The following is an 18,976-nucleotide window of genomic DNA, read 5'->3' on the forward strand; positions in this document are numbered from 1 at the left end:
TCAAAACGTTTCGGGGAAGGAGGGAGGGGGGCCGGGGGATTCAGACGTTCCGTCAATCCCGTTTGCGCCCGCGCCCCACGGAAACCAGCACGCCCAGACACGAGAACACGGCGGCCACGGCAAGGCCGGTGCGGGTGGCGGACAGGAATTCGGGCAGCACGGCGGGGGTGATGGCGGCCTCGCCCAGATGCAGGGCGAAGATGAGCGACACGGTGGTCATGCTGCACGCCATGCCCAGGGTGCGCATGGCCCCCACCATGCCGGAGGCCACGCCGAAGTGGGCCTTGTCCACGCTGCTCATGATGGCCACCGAGTTAGCCGTGACGAAGATGCCGAACCCGATGCCGATGCACACCAGTTCCGCCGCCAGCAGCCACACGGGCATGCCCGGCGACAGGGTGGCCATGGCCAGCAGCAGCCCTGCGGCGCTGAACAGCATGCCCGCCGTGGCCACGCGGCCGGGGTCGGCCCGGTCGGACAGTCGTCCCGACAGCGGCGCGGTAAGCACCTGCATCACCGGCTGGATGAGCAGGATCAGCCCGGCCTCGCGCGGGGGCAGGCCCTTGGCGTATTGCAGGAACAGGCTGAACAGGAAGGTGACGCCGAACACGGCGGCATAGTTGCCGAAGGCGGCAAGGCAGCTCAACGAGAAGAACCGGTTGCGCAGCAGCAGGTCCACGTCCAGCAGGGGGCTTTTGCTGCGCCCCTCCACCTTCAGGAACAGCACAAGGCCCGCCAGGCCCGCCGCCATCAGCACCGGCCCCAGCGGCACGGAGGTGGCGCGGGCGGCCCCGGTCATGACCATGCACACCGACGCCGCGTAGACCAGGCTGCCGGGCCAGTCCATGTGCGCGCCCTTGTCCGCGCCGGGCTGGGGGCGCATGCGCCACAGGCACATGGCCGTGGCCCCGAGGCCGGGGGGCACCACCATCAGGAACACGCTGCGCCAACCGAAGTGGTCCGTGGTGTAGCCGCCCAGCACCGGGCCGATGGACAGCCCGGCATAGGTGAACGCGGAGACGATGCCTATGACCCGGCCCCGCAGTTCCGGCGGGTAGGCCACCGCCACCAGCGCCAGGCTGCCGGACAGCATCATGGCCGCGCCGATGCCCTGCCCGAAGCGCAGGGCCATGACCAGTTCCACGGAAGGGGCCAGGCCCACCAGCAGGGTAATGCCGGTGAACACGGCAAGGCCGGGCAGCAGCACCCGGCGCTGCCCCACGATGTCGCCAAGGCGTCCGCAGGCCAGCATGCTCATGGCCAGTGCCAACGCGTACAACTGCTCCACAAGGCCCAGCTGCACGGCGGACGCGCCCAGGTCGCGCCCCAGCGAAGGCAGGGCCACGCCCACGGCGGTGAGCATGAACGGCACCATGAACTGGGCGATGCACACGGTGGCCAGCACCATGCGCGGCGATCCGGCATCTCCCAGCCGTACCGGCGTGAACTGCATTGCGATACCTCGCGGAAAAAACGATGGCCCGCGCCGCCCGTCCCCGCACGTCCTCGTGCCGTGCCAGGGTGGACGGCGCAAGAACCGTGCAGGGACGGGTTGCGTTGCGCATCCGCGTTGCGGAGTGCGACGAAACAAAACGATGCGGGGTGGAGGCTAGTATCTACGACCGGGCCGCTCCGGTGTCCACCCCGGCGGCAGCACCACTGTCACCGGCGGCCATGGCCCGCTCGGCCTGTCTGATCCGTTCGGTCCGCATGGCCCATACAGCCTAATCGGCCTGTTCCGCCTGTCCCACCTGTCCCACCTGCCCGGCCTGGGCCTGATCCACCAGCAGCGCGCCCAACTCGCGCGCGCGGGCACAGTCCTGCGGAAAGACCTCTTCGCGCCGCTTGGCCTTGGCCACCGGGTCCCAGCTGGTGGAGACGTACTTGGAATAGTCGTCGAACTGGAAGGTGTCGGAGCACAGGAACAGCTCGCAACTGCCGAAGATCCTGCGGGTGACCGCCCAGGTGGCCTTTACCGCGCGGTCCATCTGGTAGTCGGCCATTTTTTCTTCGGGGATGTTCATGGTGTACACCAGCCCCGTGGGCAGCGGACGCGGAAACAGCGGCTGGTAGCCCGGCGTGTAGGACAGGTACGGAAACAGCAGCCGTTCAAGGAACGAGCGCATCTCGCCGGTTTCGGTGTAGAAATAGATGGGCGAGCCCAGCAGCAGCACGTCGGCCTCGGCCACGCGCTCCAGAATGGGGGTCAGGCCGTCCTTCACCGCACAATGGCCGTAGCTCTTGCCGCCGATCTTCTTGCAGGCAAAGCAGCTGATGCAGCCCTTGTAGTCGTGCTCGTACAGGTGCACCAGCTCGGTGCTGGCGGTGCGGCCCGCCTGCGTGGCCCGTTCCGCAGCGCCCTCCAGCGCGTTCCGGAGCAGGGTGGCGGTGTTCCATTTCTTGCGCGGGCTGCCGTTGATGGCGATGATGTTCATGGCGCTCCTGCCCGATGGCCGGTTGCGGGTTGCGAAAGGGCCATGATGCCCGCTGGTGGGGAAAAGGCAAGAACTGTCCGCGAGGGTAGATAGTACCCCTTTGGGAACCATGTCGAAGGAATGGCCGACGGACGAGACGAGCAGCGTGGGCAGACGAAAAACGCGGCGCCCCCCCGGCAAGGGCCGGTACATGCGCGCCGCGCGGGTGCAGCATCCCGACGGGCAATGTTGCCACGAGTGATTGATCCGAATGAGGATTTTCGTTCGTTGGCGAGGAAAACAAGCCCGCCATGAGGGAGTGCGGCAGCCGTTATGCGAGTCTTCGAGCATTACGGATGGCGTCCGCAAAGCGCCTCAGCCGTTAGGCGAGCTTGCGAGCCGTACGGATGGGGACAGCAGCGCTTTGGCGGGCGAAGTTTGACCGCGTTGCGCACGATGCCCGTAAGGTTCGCAAGCCCACCTAACGGGCACGCTTCGCGCCCTTCGGGCCGGACGCCAACGGGCGAAAAGACCATTCGGAGTTACTTCAGCGCCTTCTGAAGGTCATACGCCAACTCCACGATGTCCTCGCCCACGCGCAGGGTTTCGGCGATGCCGCGCGAATACATGAACTGCGGGCCGTGCACGTGCACCAGAATGTCCAGGTCCTGCACGAAGCGCAGTTGCCGGGCAGCGTCGTCGGCCTCGCCGCGCGCCTCTGCGGCCACTGCGGCCTCGATGCGGGCGCGCAGGCGGTCGCGTTCGCCGTCGCGCAGCATGGCCAGCAGGCCTTGCAGCACGCGCTCCAGTTCCGGGTCCCGGGGGGTAGGGACGGTGTCGCGGTTGGTCATGGCGGCCCCGGAGGTGGTTGCGGTTTCCATGTCGTGTTCTCCCATGGCGCTACCCCCTGCGGTAGTCCGCCGTGTCGATGTGCATGCGTTTCAGGATCTTCTGCAGGGTGAACCGTTCCACCCCGCTGAGGCGCGCGGCCTCGGAAATGTTGCCGTGGGTATGCTCCAGCAGCCGGTGCACGTAGCTGCGGGTAAATTCGTCCACGGCCACCTGCTTGGCGTCCTTGTAGGGCGAAAAGCCCGCCCCGCATTCCGGTTCCGTGTCGGCGCCGTGTTCCATGCGGTGGATGAAGGCCCCCTCGATGCGCTCGCCGGGGCAGAACACGGCCATGCGCCGCACCAGGTTCAGCAGTTCGCGCACGTTGCCCGGCCACGGGCGGCACGAAAGGTAGGACAGCGCCTCGTTGGAGAATTCCTTTTCCGGCACGCCCAGTTCGTTGCACACCCGGAACAGGAAGTGGGAGGCGATGTGGGGAATGTCCTCGATGCGCTCGCGCAGCGGGGGCACGTTGATGGTCAGCACGTTGAGCCGGAAGTACAGGTCCTCGCGAAAGCTGCCGTCGGCGATCTTGGCTTCCAGGTTGCGGTTGGTGGAGGCCACGATGCGCACGTTGACCCGCTGGGCCTCGTTGGTGCCCACGGGGCGCACCTCGCCCTCCTGGATCACCCGCAAGAGCTTGCTCTGCACAGAGGCCGGAATGTCCCCTATTTCGTCCAGCAGGATGGTGCCCTTGTCCGCCGCCATGAACAGGCCCTTGCGGTTCCTGTCCGCGCCGGTGAAGGCCCCCTTCACGTGGCCGAACAGCTCGCTTTCCAGCAGCGCATCCGGAATGGCCGGACAGTTGACCATGATGAACGGCCCGTCGGCCCGCTGGCTGAGCGACTGCACGGCCCGGGCCACCAGTTCCTTGCCGGTGCCCGATTCGCCCCGGATGAGCACCGTGTAGTCCGACGCGGCCACCGCCGCGATGGACTTGCGCAGCCGCTGCATGGCCGGGCTCTTGCCGATGAGCATGGGGCCGAGGTCGCCGTCGGCGGCCTTCTGGCGCAGGCGGCCGTTTTCGCGCAGCAGCACGCCGCGCTCCATGGCCTTGCCCACCACCCGGAACAGGTGTTCCTGGTCGATGGGCTTGGTCAGAAAGTCGTAGGCCCCCTGCTTCAGCGCGGCCACCGCCGTTTCCACGGAGCCGAAGGCGGTGAGCATGATCACCGTCAGCGCGGGGTCCTGGGCCAGGGCTTCCCGCATCAGGGTCTGGCCGGACAGGCCGGGCATGCGCAGGTCGGTGATCAGCACGGCATAGTCGCCGTGGACCAGCGCGGAAAGGGCTTCCTCTCCGCTGCATCGCACGTCGAAGGTCCAGTCCGGAAACTGGGTGGACAGCAGGCGCGCCAGGCCCACGGCGAACACGCGTTCGTCGTCCACCACCAGCACGCTGCCGCAGCACGGGATTGATGCGGGGCTCATGCGGAATCTCCTTCATGGTCGGCCCTGCCTGCCTGGCCGATCTGGTCTGTCCGGCCAGTCCGGTCGGCCTTGTCTGTCTGACCGGTCCGGTCGGCGCAGGCGGCGGCGTCATCGCCATCGGCGTCCCGGTTTTCGGAAGTCCCGGGCAGTTCGGGCGCCACGGGCAGGGTTATCACAAACGTGGCACCGCCCTCGCCCGTCACCTCCACCATGCCGCCCAGGTCGCGCAGCAGTTCGTGCACCACGGTCAGGCCAAGGCCGGTGCCCTTGCCGATTTCCTTGGTGGTGAAGAACGGGTCGAAAATCTGGGTCATGTTCTCGGGCGGAATGCCGGGGCCGTTGTCGGACACGGTCAGGCGCACGTAGCCCCCTGCCTTGCCACTTCCGCCATTTCCGCCAGTCCCGCCTTCACCTGGTCCACCGTCGCCGCCATCCGGCCCCGAGTCCGTGGCCTCCAGCGGTTCGGTGCGCACCCGGATGCGCCCCTTGCCCTGGGGCATGGCGTCGATGGCGTTGACCAGCAGGTTGGTCAGTATCTGCTCCAGCGAGGTGGTGTCCGCCGCCACGCGGGGCAGCCCGCGCGCCAGGTCCAGTTCGATGTCCGCGCCCGCGCTTTCCAGTTGCACGCGGAATATCTGGGCCATGTCGCGCAGCACGGCGTTGAGGTCCGACGGCCCGGTCAGCGTGCGGTTGGCGCGGGCCAGCCCCAGCAGGTCCTGCAACACCAGCCGGGCCTTCTGGGTGTGCTGCACGATGACCTCCAGGTCTTCCTGCGCCTGCGGATCCTTCTGGGTCTTCTGCAACAGCTGGGCGTAACAGTTGATGACCCCGAGGGGGTTGTTGATCTCGTGGGCAAGGCCCGCGGCCAGCTGGCCCAGCGCGGCCAGCTTTTCGCTCTGCTGCATCTGGGCGCGCACGCGCCGCTCCAGCGTGGTGTCGCGCAGGTAGACCACGGCGCGGCCCATGTCACCGCCGTCGCGCAGGGGGTACACGCTCACGGCCATGACGCACGGCCCCGGCAGCTCCAGTTCCAGGTTCGACGGGTCGCGCCCGGCAATGGCCGCCGCAAGGTGGCCGTCGGCCAGCGCCTTTGCGGAAATGGAGCCCAGCCACGTGCCGATGCGCGCGCCGGGGCGCACCCCGTCGGCCAGTGCACGGGCCGAGGTGTTGGCCAGCACCACCGTGCCGCCTTCCTCCACCAGCAGCACCGGGTCGGAAATGCCCTCGAAAATGAGTTCCAGCAGGCGGTTCTGGCGCAGCAGCGCGTCAATGGCGTCCAGATTCTCGATGGCGATGCCCAACTGCTGCCCAAGGGCCAGCAGCACTTCCGGCGTCAGGTCCGGCGTGCCGCCGTTCTCCCAGTACAGGGCCATGAGCCCCCGGCTGAAATCCGACGTGCTTACCGGCACCAGCACCCGGTCCGGTTCCACCCGCACCTGGCGGGCGTTGACCACGCTCAGCCAGTCTTCGGGCATGCGGGTGGCGTCGTCGGCGTCGGGCGGTGTGGGCCAGGCGTACTGTTCGCGGCCCATGGGCGCGCACAGGTAGGTGGCCCGGCTGGCCCCGAAGCGGGCGGCAATGCGCGGCAGCGCGCCCTTCAGCAGTTCGGCGTGGCTCTGACTGCTGTTCAGGTCGCCCAAAAGATCCACGAACAGCTCCACGTCGGTGCGGTGCTCCGAAGCTTCCAGGCTGAGGTCCTCGGTACGCTCGCGCACCTTGTCCTCGAGGTTGGCGGCGTAGTCCTCCAGCTTCACGCGGGCCTCGCGCAGGTGCGCGGCAAACGCGCCAAAGGCCTCCATGAGCGAGTTGATTTCGTCGCCCTCGTCCAGCCGGTTCAGGATGCTCCTGTCGCCGGGGCTCTGGAAGTTCTGGCGGAAGATGCCCGTCAGGCGGCGCAGGTTGGCCACCACCAGCCGGTTGAAAAAGATGATGATCAGCAGGAACACCCCGGCGGCTGCGGCGTAGAACGAACTGCCGAACAGGGTGATGGCCTCGCGCACCTGCTGCACGCTTCTGTCCACGGGCATGCCCACGAAGTCCATGCCCGCAAGGTCACCGGTCTTGTGGCCGAAGCCGCGCACGGCGCCGTAGCGGTCCAGGAGCACGCGCGGGGCGTTCGCCGGGTCGCCGTGGCAGTACATGCAGTCGGCCTCGAAATACACGGGCCGGGCCAGGATGTAGTGCTCCACCCCGTCGATGACCCGGTAGCCGCGCAGCGTCCGGAGGTCGCCGTCGTTGCGGAAGCCGGTGATGAGTTCGCGCTCCAGCTCGTTGGCCTGCGAGGCGGGGTTGCGCGGCGACATGGACACCCGGCGGTACAGGTACTGGTCGCGCTGGCCGTTCAGTTCCACGAACACCTTGCGGGTGACGAAGGAGGTGCTCATGGCCTCCAGCAGAAAGTCCTCGTCCGGGATGTGCCCGCGCACCGAGGGGCGCAGGGTGTCGCGCACATACTGCTGCAGGGACGAGACGTGCGAGAACACCAGTTCCGCCTTGGCCTCGGCCTCGATGTGCAGCATCTCGCGCAGGTGCAGGTTGAGCGAAAAGAGAAACACACCCCCCAGCAGCAGGAAGATGCACGCAAGGCCCAGAAGGAACTTGTGCTGGATCTTGCCGTGGAGAGGGTGCGACATGCGGAGTTCCGATGCCCCCGCCGCGCTCCGGTCCACCTGCCTGATTGCCGGACTGGCGGGCAGGCGGACGCGGGACGCGGCGGGAGGGGGGGATGGCGGTTAGGCTGCGCCGTGGGCGGCGGGGAAGAAGACGGCGCTCACCCAGTAGAGCACCACCAGGGACACGACCCCGATGGCCAGACTCCAGGCGATGAGCTTCTTTTCCACGGGCAGAAGCGGCTCGTATTCCATCTTCTGGATTTCTTCGGCGATCTTGTTTTCTTCAAGCTGCATGGTCAAGCTCCTTGTGCGTATGCCGCGCGGGGTGCGGCCCAACGGTTCGGAATCGTTCGTTCAGGCTGTCTTGCCTGGGGTGTCCGGGGTCTGCCGTTAGGAAACGACAGGCGGCATCACGCCATGGAAGAACAGCCACGAGATGAACAGGCCGATCCAGATGATGAACCCGAACAGGCACACCACGTACACGGCGGCCAGACGGCCGATGCCTTCCGCCCACAGCTTCTTGAAGTTGGACACGAGGCCGATGGTGAAGAAGGTCATCAGGAAGAACAGGCCGCGGAAGGTGTTGGTGCCCGCGATGGTGGCCTTGCCGAACTTCAGCAGTTCCGGCCCGCTGGCGCACAGGGCCAGCATGACCAGGAAGGTGATGACGTAGCCCAGCACGAAGCGGGGGAAACGGTCGAGCACTTCGCTGAACTTCATGCGTTCGCCCGGCTTGCGGTCGATGAACGCGCTCCACACCATGGCCAGGATGAACGACCAGATGCCGATGAACACGTCGATGAAGATCTTGATGGTGGTGGCGGCCATGGTGATCCAGCCTTCCTGGTACTGCACGCCGGTGTCGGCAAGCAGCTTGGCGCGGATCAGGGCGTCGGTGATGGCGCCGGAAGCGATGGCGCCGCCGTCGCTCTTGACGGCAAGGCCCATCCAGGCACCGGCCACCATGGGTTCGGACGAAAGGCCCCACTGCGCCACGAAGGGCAGGATGAGCATTTCGATGCAGGTGAACACGACCACCAGCGACGACACCATGATGGGCACCACGGGGCGGGCGCGGGTGGCGCCGCCGGTGGCGATGGCCGCGGACACGCCGCAGATGGAGATGCCCGAAGCCAGCGGGGCCGACCATTCACGGCTGAACTTGAAGTGCTTTCTGGCCACGTAGTACACGAGCGCCCAGTAGATCAGGTAGGCTTCGACGATGGCGCACAGCCCTCGGAAAATGACCGAAGAGGCAAGGCCAAGGGCGTCCACGGCCTTCACGCCCAGTTCCGCGCCCAGGATGACGATGGCGATCTTGATGTACATTTCCGGGCGCAGGGCTTCCTTCAGTTCGGCGGCAAGGCCGGGGGTGAAGTTGCCGATGACGATGCCCAGCACCAGCGCGATGATGAAGCCCGCCTCGCCGGTCAGGCCCATGGCCCACGGAATGCCCAGCTTGGCCACCTGGTTGGGGGTGGCGGCGATGACCGCGTAGTGCCCGGCGGCGTAGCAGCCCGCGCTGACGAAGAAGACCACGGTGAACGACTTGACGAACTTCGGCACGTCGCCGCCCAGGAACCTGACCCCCACGGACAGGAACACCGTGACGAAGAGATAGGTCAGCAGCAGGCAGACATAGCCCGGCATGCTTTTGAAGGTACCGGTGGCGGAACTGAAAATCTGGTCCGCGCTCACCCATACGTTGGTCTTCACGCTCCAGCCCAGGGCGTCCACCCCGGCGAAGTTGAGCGTGCCCAGCAGGAAGAGGAACAGCCCCATGATCAGGGCCAGCTTGTCCTCGGTCAGCCAGCGCTTTTGTGCCATGTGAATCTCCTTGCGCAGTGTGGGTACGGTGTCCATCCGGCGACCGGCATGTGGCAGGGCCGCCGGCGTGTTTCCGGTGCGGGGGAGCCCGCCCCCGCAGCGGGCCGCGCGCCATGCGCGGCCTGAGTACTCACGGCATGAGCAAGATCGGGACCATGCGTATTTGATTGACAACATGTTGAATTCACAGGGCGCAGCCAGACAACCCCGCCTGCATGACCGCCAACTCGAAAAGGCACCGCGCCTTGCGGAAAAGGCACGAAAAGGCGGGGCCGGGCAACGCATGGCGCGCTGCCCGGCCCCGGTCGTCTGCAAATACTCCGTCCTGTCCGTCTCCGGCCCGGCCCCGCTCCGGCTCGGGTCCGGCCCATGTCTGGCCCAAGTCTGGCTCAGGTCCGACTCAGACCTGGCCCAAGTCCGGCCCAGGTATGGCCTGTCCCCTCTTCCCCTGTCCGGACCCGACGCCGGGGCCATGCCGGCAAGCCGGTCACGTCCCGGCCCTGAACCCTTTCTGCTTGCCCCCCTTCAGCAGGGCCTGTGGCTCGAACAGGCCGAACAGCTCGATAAGCTTGGCCACCAGGCCGGTCCACCCTGTCTGGTGGCTGGCGCCGATGCCCGCGCCGTTGTCGCCGTGGAAGTATTCGTAGAACAGTACGCAGTCGCGCCAGTGGGGGTCGGAACGAAACTTCTGCTCCCCGCCGAACACCGGCCGCGCGCCGTCCGGCCCACGCAGGAAGATGCGCGTCAGCCGCTCCGTCAGTTCCTCCGCCACCTCGTACAGGTTCATCAGCACGCCCGAACCGGTGGGGCATTCGATGCGGAAGTTGTCGCCATAATACGCGTAGTACGACAGAAGGGCCCGCACGATCAGCCCGTTCACCGGCATCCACACCGGACCGCGCCAGTTGGAGTTGCCGCCGAACATGCCGCTGTCCGATTCAGCGGGCAGGTAGCCCACCCGGTATTCCTGCCCGCCCGCGCGAAGCACGTAGGGATGGTCCAGATGATGGCGCGACAGGGCGCGGATGCCGTAGGGGCCAAGGAACTCGTTCTCGTCCAGCACGCGGGTCAGGATGCGCCGCAGCCGTTCCTCGTTGACCAGGGCGATGATGCCCCGGTTGGCGCAGCCCAGGTGGCCGGGGCCGGTGGCGTGGATGTAGCCCAGCAGTTCCGGCATGCGGGCCAGGCGGGCAAGCAGGGCCGCCGTGGCTCTGGGCATGCGGGCGCGCTGCTCTTCTTCCACCACGGTGACGGCGCACAGCGGCAGCAGGCCCACCAGCGAGCGCACCTTGAGCCGCTGCGAGGTGCCGTCAGGCAGGCGCAGCAGGTCGTAGTAGAAGCCATCCTCCTCGTCCCACAGGCCGCCGTCGCCCGGCCGGTTGATGGCCATGGCGATCCACAGGAAATGCTCCGCGAACTTGACGCAGAAGTCTTCGTACACCGGGTCGTGCACGGTGAGTTCCGCGGCGATCTCCATCATGTTCTGGCAGAAGAAGGCCATCCACGCCGTACCGTCGGCCTGTTCCAGATGACCACCCGTGGGCAGCGGCGCGCTGCGGTCGAACACGCCGATGTTGTCCAGCCCCAGAAAGCCCCCCTCGAAGATGTTGTTGCCGTCGCGGTCCTTGCGGTTGACCCACCAGGTAAAGTTGAGGGCCAGCCGGGTGAAGGCGCGCTTCAGGAATTCCACGTCCTGCCGCCCGTGCAGGACCTTTTCCGTAAGGTACAGGAACAGGGTGGCCCAGGCGTGCACCGGGGGGTTCACGTCGCTGAAGTTCCATTCGTAGGCGGGCAACTGGCCGCTGGGGTGCATGTAGATTTCGCGCAGCATCAGGTCCAGCTGCTCCTTGGCGAATTCCGGGTCGGCCGTGGACAGGGCCACCGCGTGGAAGGCCAGGTCCCACGCCGCGTACCACGGGTATTCCCACTTGTCGGGCATGGAGATGATGTGGTCGTTGACCATGTGAAACCATTCGCGGTTGCGCTGCTGGCGCTGCTGGCCCAGCAGGGGGTGCGCGTGGTGCTCTTCCAGCCACTTGTCCGCATCGAAATAGTAGTACTGCTTGGACCACAGCATGCCCGCCAGCGCCTGGCGCAGCACCAGGGCCCGGTCTTCGTCCGCCGAGGGTGGGGTGACGGCGCGGTAGAACTCGTCCGCCTCGCGTCTGCGCGCGGCGAAAACCTCGTCGTGGTCCGAACCGAAGGGGTCCGCCGGAAGGGCCGCGCCGTCAGCGGAGAGCCGCAAGCGAATGGTGGCGCTGCCCCCGGCCGGAACATGCAGGCGGTACCACGCCGAGGCCTTGGTGCCCTCCAGGTCCGGGTTCACCGTGTCCGGCGCGCCCGACACCACGCGGGCATTGATGCCGTCCTTGACCCAGGGCCGCTCGTTGGGGGTGCCGTACAGACGCCAGGTGTTGGTGTCGTTTTCGGTGAACAGCAGTTCCGGCGCGCCTTCGCAGCGCAGGGTGCAGTGGGGCAGACTTTCCAGGAACAGCGGGTCGGTGTGGCGGGCGGTTATCACCGCGTGCCCACCCTTCGCTTCACCGCGCAGTTCCGGCCTGCTGCCGCCGTCCGGCCACGACCAGGTATTGCGGAACCACAGGGTGGGCAGCACGTGCAGGGGGGCTGGGTCCGGCCCCCGGTTGTGCGCGGTGATGCGCACCAGCATGTCGTCGGGGGCTGCCTTGGCGTATTCCACGAACACGTCGAAGTAGCGGTCGTCCGCGAAGCAGCCGGTGTCCAGAAGCTCGTACTCCGGATCGTGCCTGGTGCGCCCGGCGTTGGTGCGCACCAGATCGTCGTACGGAAAGGCCGCCTGCGGGTATTTGTACAGGTATTTCATGTACGAATGGGTGGGAGTGCTGTCGAGGTAGAAGTAGTATTCCTTCACGTCCTCGCCGTGGTTGCCCTCGCTGTTGGTAAGGCCGAACAGCCGCTCCTTCAGGATGGGGTCGCGCCCGTTCCACAGGGCCAGGGCCAGGCACAGCACCTGCCGGTCGTTGCTGATGCCGCCAAGCCCGTCCTCGCCCCAGCGGTAGGCCCGCGAGCGGGCCTGGTCGTGGCTGAAGTGGTTCCAGGCGTCGCCGTCGTCGCTGTAGTCTTCGCGCACGGTGCCCCATTGCCGCTCGCTGAGATAGGGACCCCATTTCTTCCACGGGTGGTGGTTGGTGGTGCGCTCTTCCGTGCCCTGGCCGCAGGAATTCAGGCGGACGTGTTCCGCCGTTTCACTGGTACGTGCCATGCCTATTCCCCTTGCGTGACGGGTTGCGGGTCTGCGGGGCGGATACGACCAGCCCATGAAGCCCGGCGGCGGCGGGGAAACGTGCGGGGAAGACGCGCGGGAGAGGAAGGGAACGGAAGGAGAAGGAAGCCGGGGACGAGGGGGACGGCGTCGCCATGCGCCGAACGGACCGGAGTACCTTTCAGACTACGCCGCTGGCTGCAAATCGCCATTATTTCGGCAGGCGATACCTACACAGACGGGTGGGTGACCGGCGGAAGCAGCGGCGACCGGCGTGAAGGCCGCCCACAGGTTCCGGTTCAGCGCGGCAGGCCATGCGGCGTGCGTTGCTTCGGGTGCGCAGCACGCCCTATCCGCATGTTTTATACTGAAATATCAGATGTTAATTCGCAACAATTGCCGCGCGCACGCTGAAGAAGCCCTGACGCGGGGTGCCGCGCCCTGCCGGGACAGGGCACCTGCGGGCAGACCCGTGAAGGACAGCTGACCGGTGCGTTCAGTCCGCCGGGCGGCAGCGCAATTCCGGCGCCTGATATCCCCACACCAGCACGGCTTCGCCGCCGTGGGCGGCAACGTTGCCCGGCACTCCGGTTCCTTCGGTTCCCCCCGTTGCCCCCGTTGCCCCATGCTCGCCAGACGCGCCAGACGCGCCGGATACGCCGGATACGCCGGACGCGCCCGATACGCCAGACACCCCAGACAGACAGGACAGACCGGACAGGCCAGATAAACCGGACAGGCCGGACAGGCACAACCCGCCGGAATCCCCCGCACCGGCTGTCAGGCGCAGCCATTCGTTGCGGCCCCGGTAGGTGGCGGACGCGGCAGCTTGGGCACGATCCGCCGGTGCCGGGCCGTCGTCCTGCCGGTACATCAGCGAGACCCGGTCGCCGCGCTCGGCCACGAGGGTGGGCGGGGTGGTGGCGAAACAGGTGACCACCACCTCGTCGGCGGGGCTGGCGCCGCACACGTACCGGTGCGGACCATCCTGCGCCACCAGCCGGTAGCGGGCCTGCAATTCCGCGATGCGCAACACGTATGCGTCACGCACGCAGGCCCGGCGGTCCGCGCTTTTCCAGCATTCGTCGCGCCCCTTGACCCAGCCGCGCTGTTCGGCCCTGAGAAACGGAGGGTGCTCGTTGGCGGACCTGTCCTGGGCGGCGGCGTAGACATCGGCCAGGGCACGGTCCAGCCCGGCCAGTTCCGCATCGGCGCAGACCATGGCTTCGGCGCTGCCGGGCCGCACTTCCGTGCACGGGAACGAGGGCCCCTCCGTGGGCGCGGCATTGCCCCCGCGCGGTGTGGCGGGCGCGGCGGGCGCGCCGCGCACCAGCCTGTCGATCAGAACGCACCACGCCGGATCGTCCCGCTCGGGGACATCCGCGCGACCACGCAAACCCAGCCGGAATTCCACCACGGACTTCCATTCGTCGGAACCGAGGTCCGGCCCGTGGCCCTGTCCGTCACTGGTGGGGATACTGCCGTCAATCAACGCCACCCATTCCGGCGAGCATGGGGTGACGGGCGTGGCAGGCGCGACCCCGTCCGCCCGCTGCCCACCGGCGGCCAGCGCCGCACCAGCCGAGAAGGCCAGCTGGCAGGCCACCATCCATGCGGTCATCCAAGCGGTCATCCATTGCCTGAACGGCATGCTCACTCCATCATGCGCCGGTTGGCCCGACAGTCATCAACCGTTCCGGCCCGAAAGCGTGGCCGGAACCCCACGCCCTGCTCCCCCGGCACATGGTGCGACCACGTACGACTGGGCGGATCAGGTGCGACTGGCCGCCCCCATGCGTCCCGGGCGGGGGCGCGGCCATGGCCGTGCACGCAGGCTGGGCCCCCAACTTGACGCATACTACGATTGGGAGCAGAAATTGTCATGATCGGTATTGGTTCGGGGTTGTGCAGATTCACTGCACCTTCCCGGCTGGGTACAGCCACTCGCCAGCAAACGGAAAGGAGCATGCATCCATGAAAGTTCGCGCGCAGATACCAACCGTCAAGAACGCAACCAACTTCAATACAGTGGCGGACAGCAAGACCGCCGTGGGCAGCACCCTCGACAACCTCAAGGCCGCCATTGCGGGCGAAACCGGGGCGCACGCCAAGTACACGGCCTTTGCCCAGGCCGCCCGCGAGCAGGGCTACACGCAGATCGCCCGCCTGTTCGAGGCCACGGCGGCTGCCGAGCTGATCCACATCGATCTGGAATATGCCCTGGTGGCCGAAATGGAACCCGGCTACGTCAAGCCCACGGTGGCCGCGCCCGCCGCCAAGGCGTGCGACCTGAACCTTATTTCCGGGGCCAACGGCGAAATTTACGAAACGTCGGACATGTACCCGGCCTTCATCAGGAAGGCGCAGGAAGAAGGGCAGAACAAGGCCGTCCACGTGTTCACGCGGGCGAAGCTGGCCGAATCCGTCCACGCCGAACGCTACCTGGCCGCCTACAACGACCTTGATGCGCCGGACGACGACAAGTTCCACCTGTGTCCCATCTGCGGGTACATCCACAAGGGCGAGGACTTCGAGAAGTGTCCCATCTGTTTCCGCCCCAAGAACACCTTTACGGCGTACTGAGCGAAGGCCGGAACAGTTGATGGGGCACGCGGGCCGCGCCATCGCCGTAGGTAAATCCGCCCACGGCAGGTGCGGCAAGGAAAGGACGCGGGGCCCGGAATGGAAAAAGGGTTCCACAGTGATGTGGAACCCTTATCCTTTCTGGTGGAGCTGAGGAGAATTGAACTCCTGACCTCTTGAATGCCATTCAAGCGCTCTCCCAACTGAGCTACAGCCCCAGGCGTGTTGGGACGCACCGGCTTGGCCGGGCGCGGAGCAGACATTGCCCCAGCGCACCGGGTTTGTCAACAATCAGGGTGGAAAATCGCGCGGCGGAGCGCATTCTGGTTGCTGCGCACCGCGCAGCACGCGCATTCCCCGGTGACACGGGCCTGCTGCCCTAGCCTCTCGGGACGCGAGGCAAGGGGGAGCAGCGGCTCAACGGGCCACAGGGCCAGGGGGTCAAAGGGTCAACCTATCCCGGATTCAAGGGTCTACAGGTCAACGGGCAGCCGCAGGTTTGATGCATCCGCCGGTTTGGTGTGTTCACCGGTTTGGCACGTTCACCGGTTTGGTGCGTTCACCGGGCCGGAGGACCCCCCAGAAGATTCCGTGCCCTCCCTGCCGCACCTCCCGCCACGTCAGCGGACGTGGCACGTGCCCATCCCTCCGGCACCAGGCCCGGACGCAAGGAAAAACCCCCGCCTGTCCTTGCGGACTCGACGGGGGTTTTGAAACGGGTGGGTCAGATGGCCCGGACGCTGTCCGGGCTGCCGCATCGTCTCGGTGCGATTACCATCCGTTCATGGTGCCCTCCCCTGGGCGTTACGCCACCGGCTCGTAGAAGCAGCGCTTGGGCGAATGAATCTTGCCGGCCTTCTTCAGGGCGTCGATGGCCTTGGAAACGTCCTTGGAATCCACGGCAAGGGCCTTGGCGATGTCGCCGGGACGCACGGGCTTGCCCGCTTCCTTCATGGCTTTGAGAACCTGATCTTCCATTGGTGTGCTCCTTTGTGATTTAATCAGTAATAATTCCTGATAACGAAAGGGCCGCCACTCGTCAACCATTTCACGCCGTACCACTCCACTTTTCTGCCGCCGCAAACCTTGCCGCCATCCTAGCACGCGCACGCCGCGCGTTCCAAGCCATTGCCTCGCGTGCAAGCCCCGGTGCCCGTTCCTCTGCTCTTTGGGATGCCTTTCCCAAAATCTCGTTCGCCCCTGGATCCTTGCCGCACTGCCCAACGACAACGCTTCGTGCGTAGAAGCGTGTGAGGCCGGGCCTTGACGGCGGCACATGCGTCGCAACGGGCGGCAGGGTAAAGGCACCTTCCCTCCGCCACGCCACCGGGAGCACCGCGCACATGCGCATTCCGCCGGGCAGATCACCCGAAGGAGCTTTGGCCGAGGGAAGCTGCACGGCAGGGAATGCGGTGCAGGATACGCCGGGGGTCCAGGGGAGGCGAAGCCCCCCTGGAGCGCGGGGATGCAAGGGGCCATCGCTCAATGGCCCCTTGCCCGCCGGAGGCATAACGAAATCGAGCGTAATCAGCGGGGCAGAACTGTCTTCGTAGAAACCCTGCCCAACAATGCACACCGTCTTTTCCTCTTTTCCCTTCCCCATCTCCCGCACTCACCCCCCGTTGACCGCCCCACCATTGCGCCGTACACCCTTTCCACATGCGCCGCGCCCGCCGCGCGTTACCCCGCGCCCCCCGCGCGTTGCGCATACACCGCCCGCCGCACCACACGCCGGGCCGCCACACAGACCACAAGGAGACGCCGCATGACCGCTTCCGCCAGCTCCATGGCCCGCACCCCCGTGGCCGATGCCCTTACCGCCCAGGCCCCCGTGGCGCACATCCGCATCTGCGGCTGGGTGCGCACCCGGCGCGATGCCAAGGGCTTCTCGTTTCTCGAAATCAACGACGGCTCGTGCCTTGCCAACATCCAGTGCATCGTGGACGAGGCCCTGCCCGACTATGCCGTGATCAAGGACGTGAACACCGGCGCCGCCGTGGACGTGCGTGGCGAACTGGTGGAATCGCCCGGAAAGGGCCAGAAGTGGGAAGTGCGCGCCGCCGCCCTGACCCTGCTGGGCGGTGCCGACGCGGAAGCCTATCCGTTGCAGAAGAAGCGCCATTCCGACGAATTTTTGCGCACCATCGCCCACCTGCGCGCGCGCACCAACAAGTTCGGTGCGGCGTTCCGCATCCGCTCCGAGGCCGCCTACGCCATCCACGAATTCTTCCGCCAGCGCGGCTTCTTCCACGTGCACACGCCCATTCTGACGGGTTCGGACTGCGAGGGCGCGGGCGAGATGTTCCGCGTCACCACCCTGCCCGCATCCGGCGCATCAAGCGCCCCGGTTCCGCCCTCGGGCAACCACTTCGAGGCAGACTTCTTCGGCAAGGAATGCAACCTCACCGTGTCCGGCCAGCTGGAGGCCGAGGCTCTGGCCATGGGGCTGGGCAAGGTCTACACCTTCGGGCCCACCTTCCGCGCCGAGAACTCCAACACCGCCCGCCACGCCGCCGAATTCTGGATGATCGAACCTGAATTCGCCTTCGCGGACCTGAACGACGACATGGAACTGGCCGAGGCCATGACCCGCACGGTGGTCACCCGCGTGCTGGAGCGCTGCGCCGCCGACATTGAACTGTTCGACCGCTTCGTGGACAGCGGGCTGATCGAACGTCTGCGCACCATCGCCGACCAGCCCTTTGCGCGGGTATCCTACCGCGAGGCCATCGAACTGCTGAAGACCTGCGGCAAGAAGTTCGACTACCCCGTGTCCTTCGGGCTGGACCTGCAGACCGAGCACGAACGCTACCTGGCCGAAGAACATTTCGGCAAACCGGTCATCGTCTACAACTACCCGAAATCCATCAAGGCGTTCTACATGCGCCTGAACGACGACAACGAAACCGTGGCCGCCATGGATGTGCTGGTGCCGCGCATCGGCGAACTGATCGGCGGCAGCCAGCGCGAGGAGCGGCTGGACGTGCTGGAAGCGCGCATCCGCGAAATAGGCCAGAACCCCGACGACTACTGGTGGTACCTGGACCTGCGGCGCTTCGGCTCCGTGCCGCACGCGGGCTTCGGCCTGGGTTTCGAACGGCTGCTGATGCTGCTGACCGGCATCGCCAATATCCGCGACGTGGTGCCGTTTCCCCGGACACCGGGCAATCTCGAATTCTAAACTTCGTCACAAAAATCTCACGCATGCGCGGCGCCGGGGCAACCCCGCGCCGCGTTTTCCTTTTCCGCGCCATCCTCACCACCCGCAAAGCCAGCAATAGCACCATTTTTTCGTTACCCCCATTGCCCAGTCCCCACCGAGGGGGTATGGTGAAGGCAAGTCCGTCCGGTCGGCCCTGTGCGCACTGCGTTGCCGCGCGCCGTCACACAGCCGGATTCCCAGCAGGGAACAAGGGGCGGACAGGGAGAATACATGACCAAGCCATCGCGCATTCTGCTGGCCATTGATGGAACCCAGGGTTCCTACCGTGCGGCTCGCCATGCCGCACTCATAGCCAACCTCACCGGAGCGGAGGTCATCCTTCTGCACTGCGCCGACCCGCATCCCTCGCTGTCCCTGCCCTTTTCCACCGGCGGCACCCGTACAGCAGACGCAACCGGCGGCATGCCGCAGTCTTTCGGCTACGCGCCGCCCTCCCCCCACGAACGGGTGGGGCCCGCGCGCGACATCCTTCAGGACCATCAGGTCCGGTACATGGAACACACCGTGGAAGGCCCGGCGGCGGAAACCATTCTGGGCATGGCCCAGCGCGAGCACTGCGACCTCATCGTCATGGGACGCCACGGCACCGGCACAGACGATGAACCGGACGTGGGACGCACCGCTGAACACGTGGTGCGGGCGGCGCCCTGCACGGTGATGGTGGCAGCCTAGAGGCCAGATTGCCCCTTCGCCCATGGTTTCCTGCCCGAAGGACGCCAAGCGCGCCCTTCAGCCATGCTTGCGCGCCTTGCGGGCA

General features: G+C 66.5%; 13 protein-coding genes and 1 tRNA gene. 3 read left to right on the forward strand and 11 right to left on the reverse strand.

Annotation, left to right across the window (positions count from 1 at the left end):
- Nucleotides 1–52: 52 nt before the first annotated feature.
- The 9 genes from K6142_RS14765 to K6142_RS14805 all read right to left on the reverse strand — a co-directional run bounded on the left by K6142_RS14765 (nucleotide 53) and on the right by K6142_RS14805 (nucleotide 14,064).
- Complete coding sequence (locus tag K6142_RS14765; protein ID WP_190244107.1) at nucleotides 53–1,453, reverse strand: MFS transporter; 1,401 nt, start codon at nucleotides 1,451–1,453, stop codon at nucleotides 53–55.
- Between the two features lie 271 nt (nucleotides 1,454–1,724).
- Nucleotides 1,725–2,435, reverse strand: coding sequence for a flavodoxin family protein (locus K6142_RS14770; RefSeq protein ID WP_190244106.1), 711 nt, complete (start codon nucleotides 2,433–2,435; stop codon nucleotides 1,725–1,727).
- A gap of 521 nt (nucleotides 2,436–2,956) precedes the next feature.
- On the reverse strand, nucleotides 2,957–3,295 hold the full coding sequence (locus K6142_RS14775; RefSeq protein WP_223290260.1) for a hypothetical protein: 339 nt from the start codon (nucleotides 3,293–3,295) through the stop codon (nucleotides 2,957–2,959).
- 19 nt (nucleotides 3,296–3,314) lie between these two features.
- The gene (locus tag K6142_RS14780; RefSeq protein WP_012613209.1) at nucleotides 3,315–4,730 is read right to left on the reverse strand and encodes a sigma-54-dependent transcriptional regulator; all 1,416 of its coding nucleotides are present in this window, start codon (nucleotides 4,728–4,730) and stop codon (nucleotides 3,315–3,317) included.
- Nucleotides 4,727–7,363 (reverse strand): DUF3365 domain-containing protein, encoded by a 2,637-nt coding sequence (locus K6142_RS14785; protein WP_223380922.1) that lies wholly within the window; start codon nucleotides 7,361–7,363, stop codon nucleotides 4,727–4,729. The genes K6142_RS14780 and K6142_RS14785 overlap by 4 nt, the downstream gene beginning before the upstream one ends.
- Nucleotides 7,364–7,462: 99 nt before the next feature.
- The gene (locus tag K6142_RS14790) at nucleotides 7,463–7,636 is read right to left on the reverse strand and encodes a hypothetical protein (protein ID WP_012613207.1); all 174 of its coding nucleotides are present in this window, start codon (nucleotides 7,634–7,636) and stop codon (nucleotides 7,463–7,465) included.
- Between the two features lie 96 nt (nucleotides 7,637–7,732).
- Nucleotides 7,733–9,172: a putative sulfate exporter family transporter gene (locus K6142_RS14795; RefSeq protein ID WP_012613206.1), complete on the reverse strand. Its 1,440-nt coding sequence runs from the start codon at nucleotides 9,170–9,172 to the stop codon at nucleotides 7,733–7,735.
- 487 nt (nucleotides 9,173–9,659) lie between these two features.
- Nucleotides 9,660–12,413 carry an MGH1-like glycoside hydrolase domain-containing protein gene (locus K6142_RS14800; protein WP_190244103.1) on the reverse strand — a complete coding sequence of 918 codons (2,754 nt, stop codon included), beginning with the start codon at nucleotides 12,411–12,413 and terminating at the stop codon, nucleotides 9,660–9,662.
- A gap of 496 nt (nucleotides 12,414–12,909) precedes the next feature.
- Entirely contained in the window at nucleotides 12,910–14,064 is a 1,155-nt protein-coding gene (locus K6142_RS14805) for a lysozyme inhibitor LprI family protein (RefSeq protein WP_223290259.1), read from the reverse strand.
- A gap of 323 nt (nucleotides 14,065–14,387) precedes the next feature.
- Here K6142_RS14805 and ngr point away from each other — a divergent pair, with 323 nt between their 5' ends.
- Nucleotides 14,388–14,996: a nigerythrin gene (gene ngr, locus K6142_RS14810; RefSeq protein WP_190244102.1), complete on the forward strand. Its 609-nt coding sequence runs from the start codon at nucleotides 14,388–14,390 to the stop codon at nucleotides 14,994–14,996.
- A gap of 142 nt (nucleotides 14,997–15,138) precedes the next feature.
- Here ngr and K6142_RS14815 read toward each other — a convergent pair.
- Both K6142_RS14815 and K6142_RS14820 read right to left on the reverse strand, forming a co-directional pair.
- A tRNA-Ala gene (locus tag K6142_RS14815) sits at nucleotides 15,139–15,214 on the reverse strand.
- Nucleotides 15,215–15,800: 586 nt separating this feature from the next.
- Complete coding sequence (locus K6142_RS14820; RefSeq protein WP_007525427.1) at nucleotides 15,801–15,974, reverse strand: MarR family transcriptional regulator; 174 nt, start codon at nucleotides 15,972–15,974, stop codon at nucleotides 15,801–15,803.
- An 808-nt stretch (nucleotides 15,975–16,782) separates the two neighbouring features.
- Here K6142_RS14820 and asnS point away from each other — a divergent pair.
- On the forward strand, nucleotides 16,783–18,177 hold the full coding sequence (gene asnS, locus K6142_RS14825) for an asparagine--tRNA ligase (protein WP_190244117.1): 1,395 nt from the start codon (nucleotides 16,783–16,785) through the stop codon (nucleotides 18,175–18,177).
- Between the two features lie 252 nt (nucleotides 18,178–18,429).
- Nucleotides 18,430–18,891: a universal stress protein gene (locus K6142_RS14830; protein WP_190244101.1), complete on the forward strand. Its 462-nt coding sequence runs from the start codon at nucleotides 18,430–18,432 to the stop codon at nucleotides 18,889–18,891.
- Nucleotides 18,892–18,976 lie beyond the last annotated feature (85 nt).

It is taken from the genome of Nitratidesulfovibrio sp. SRB-5 (genome assembly GCF_019931275.1).
In the GTDB taxonomy this organism is placed as follows: Bacteria; Desulfobacterota; Desulfovibrionia; order Desulfovibrionales; family Desulfovibrionaceae; genus Cupidesulfovibrio.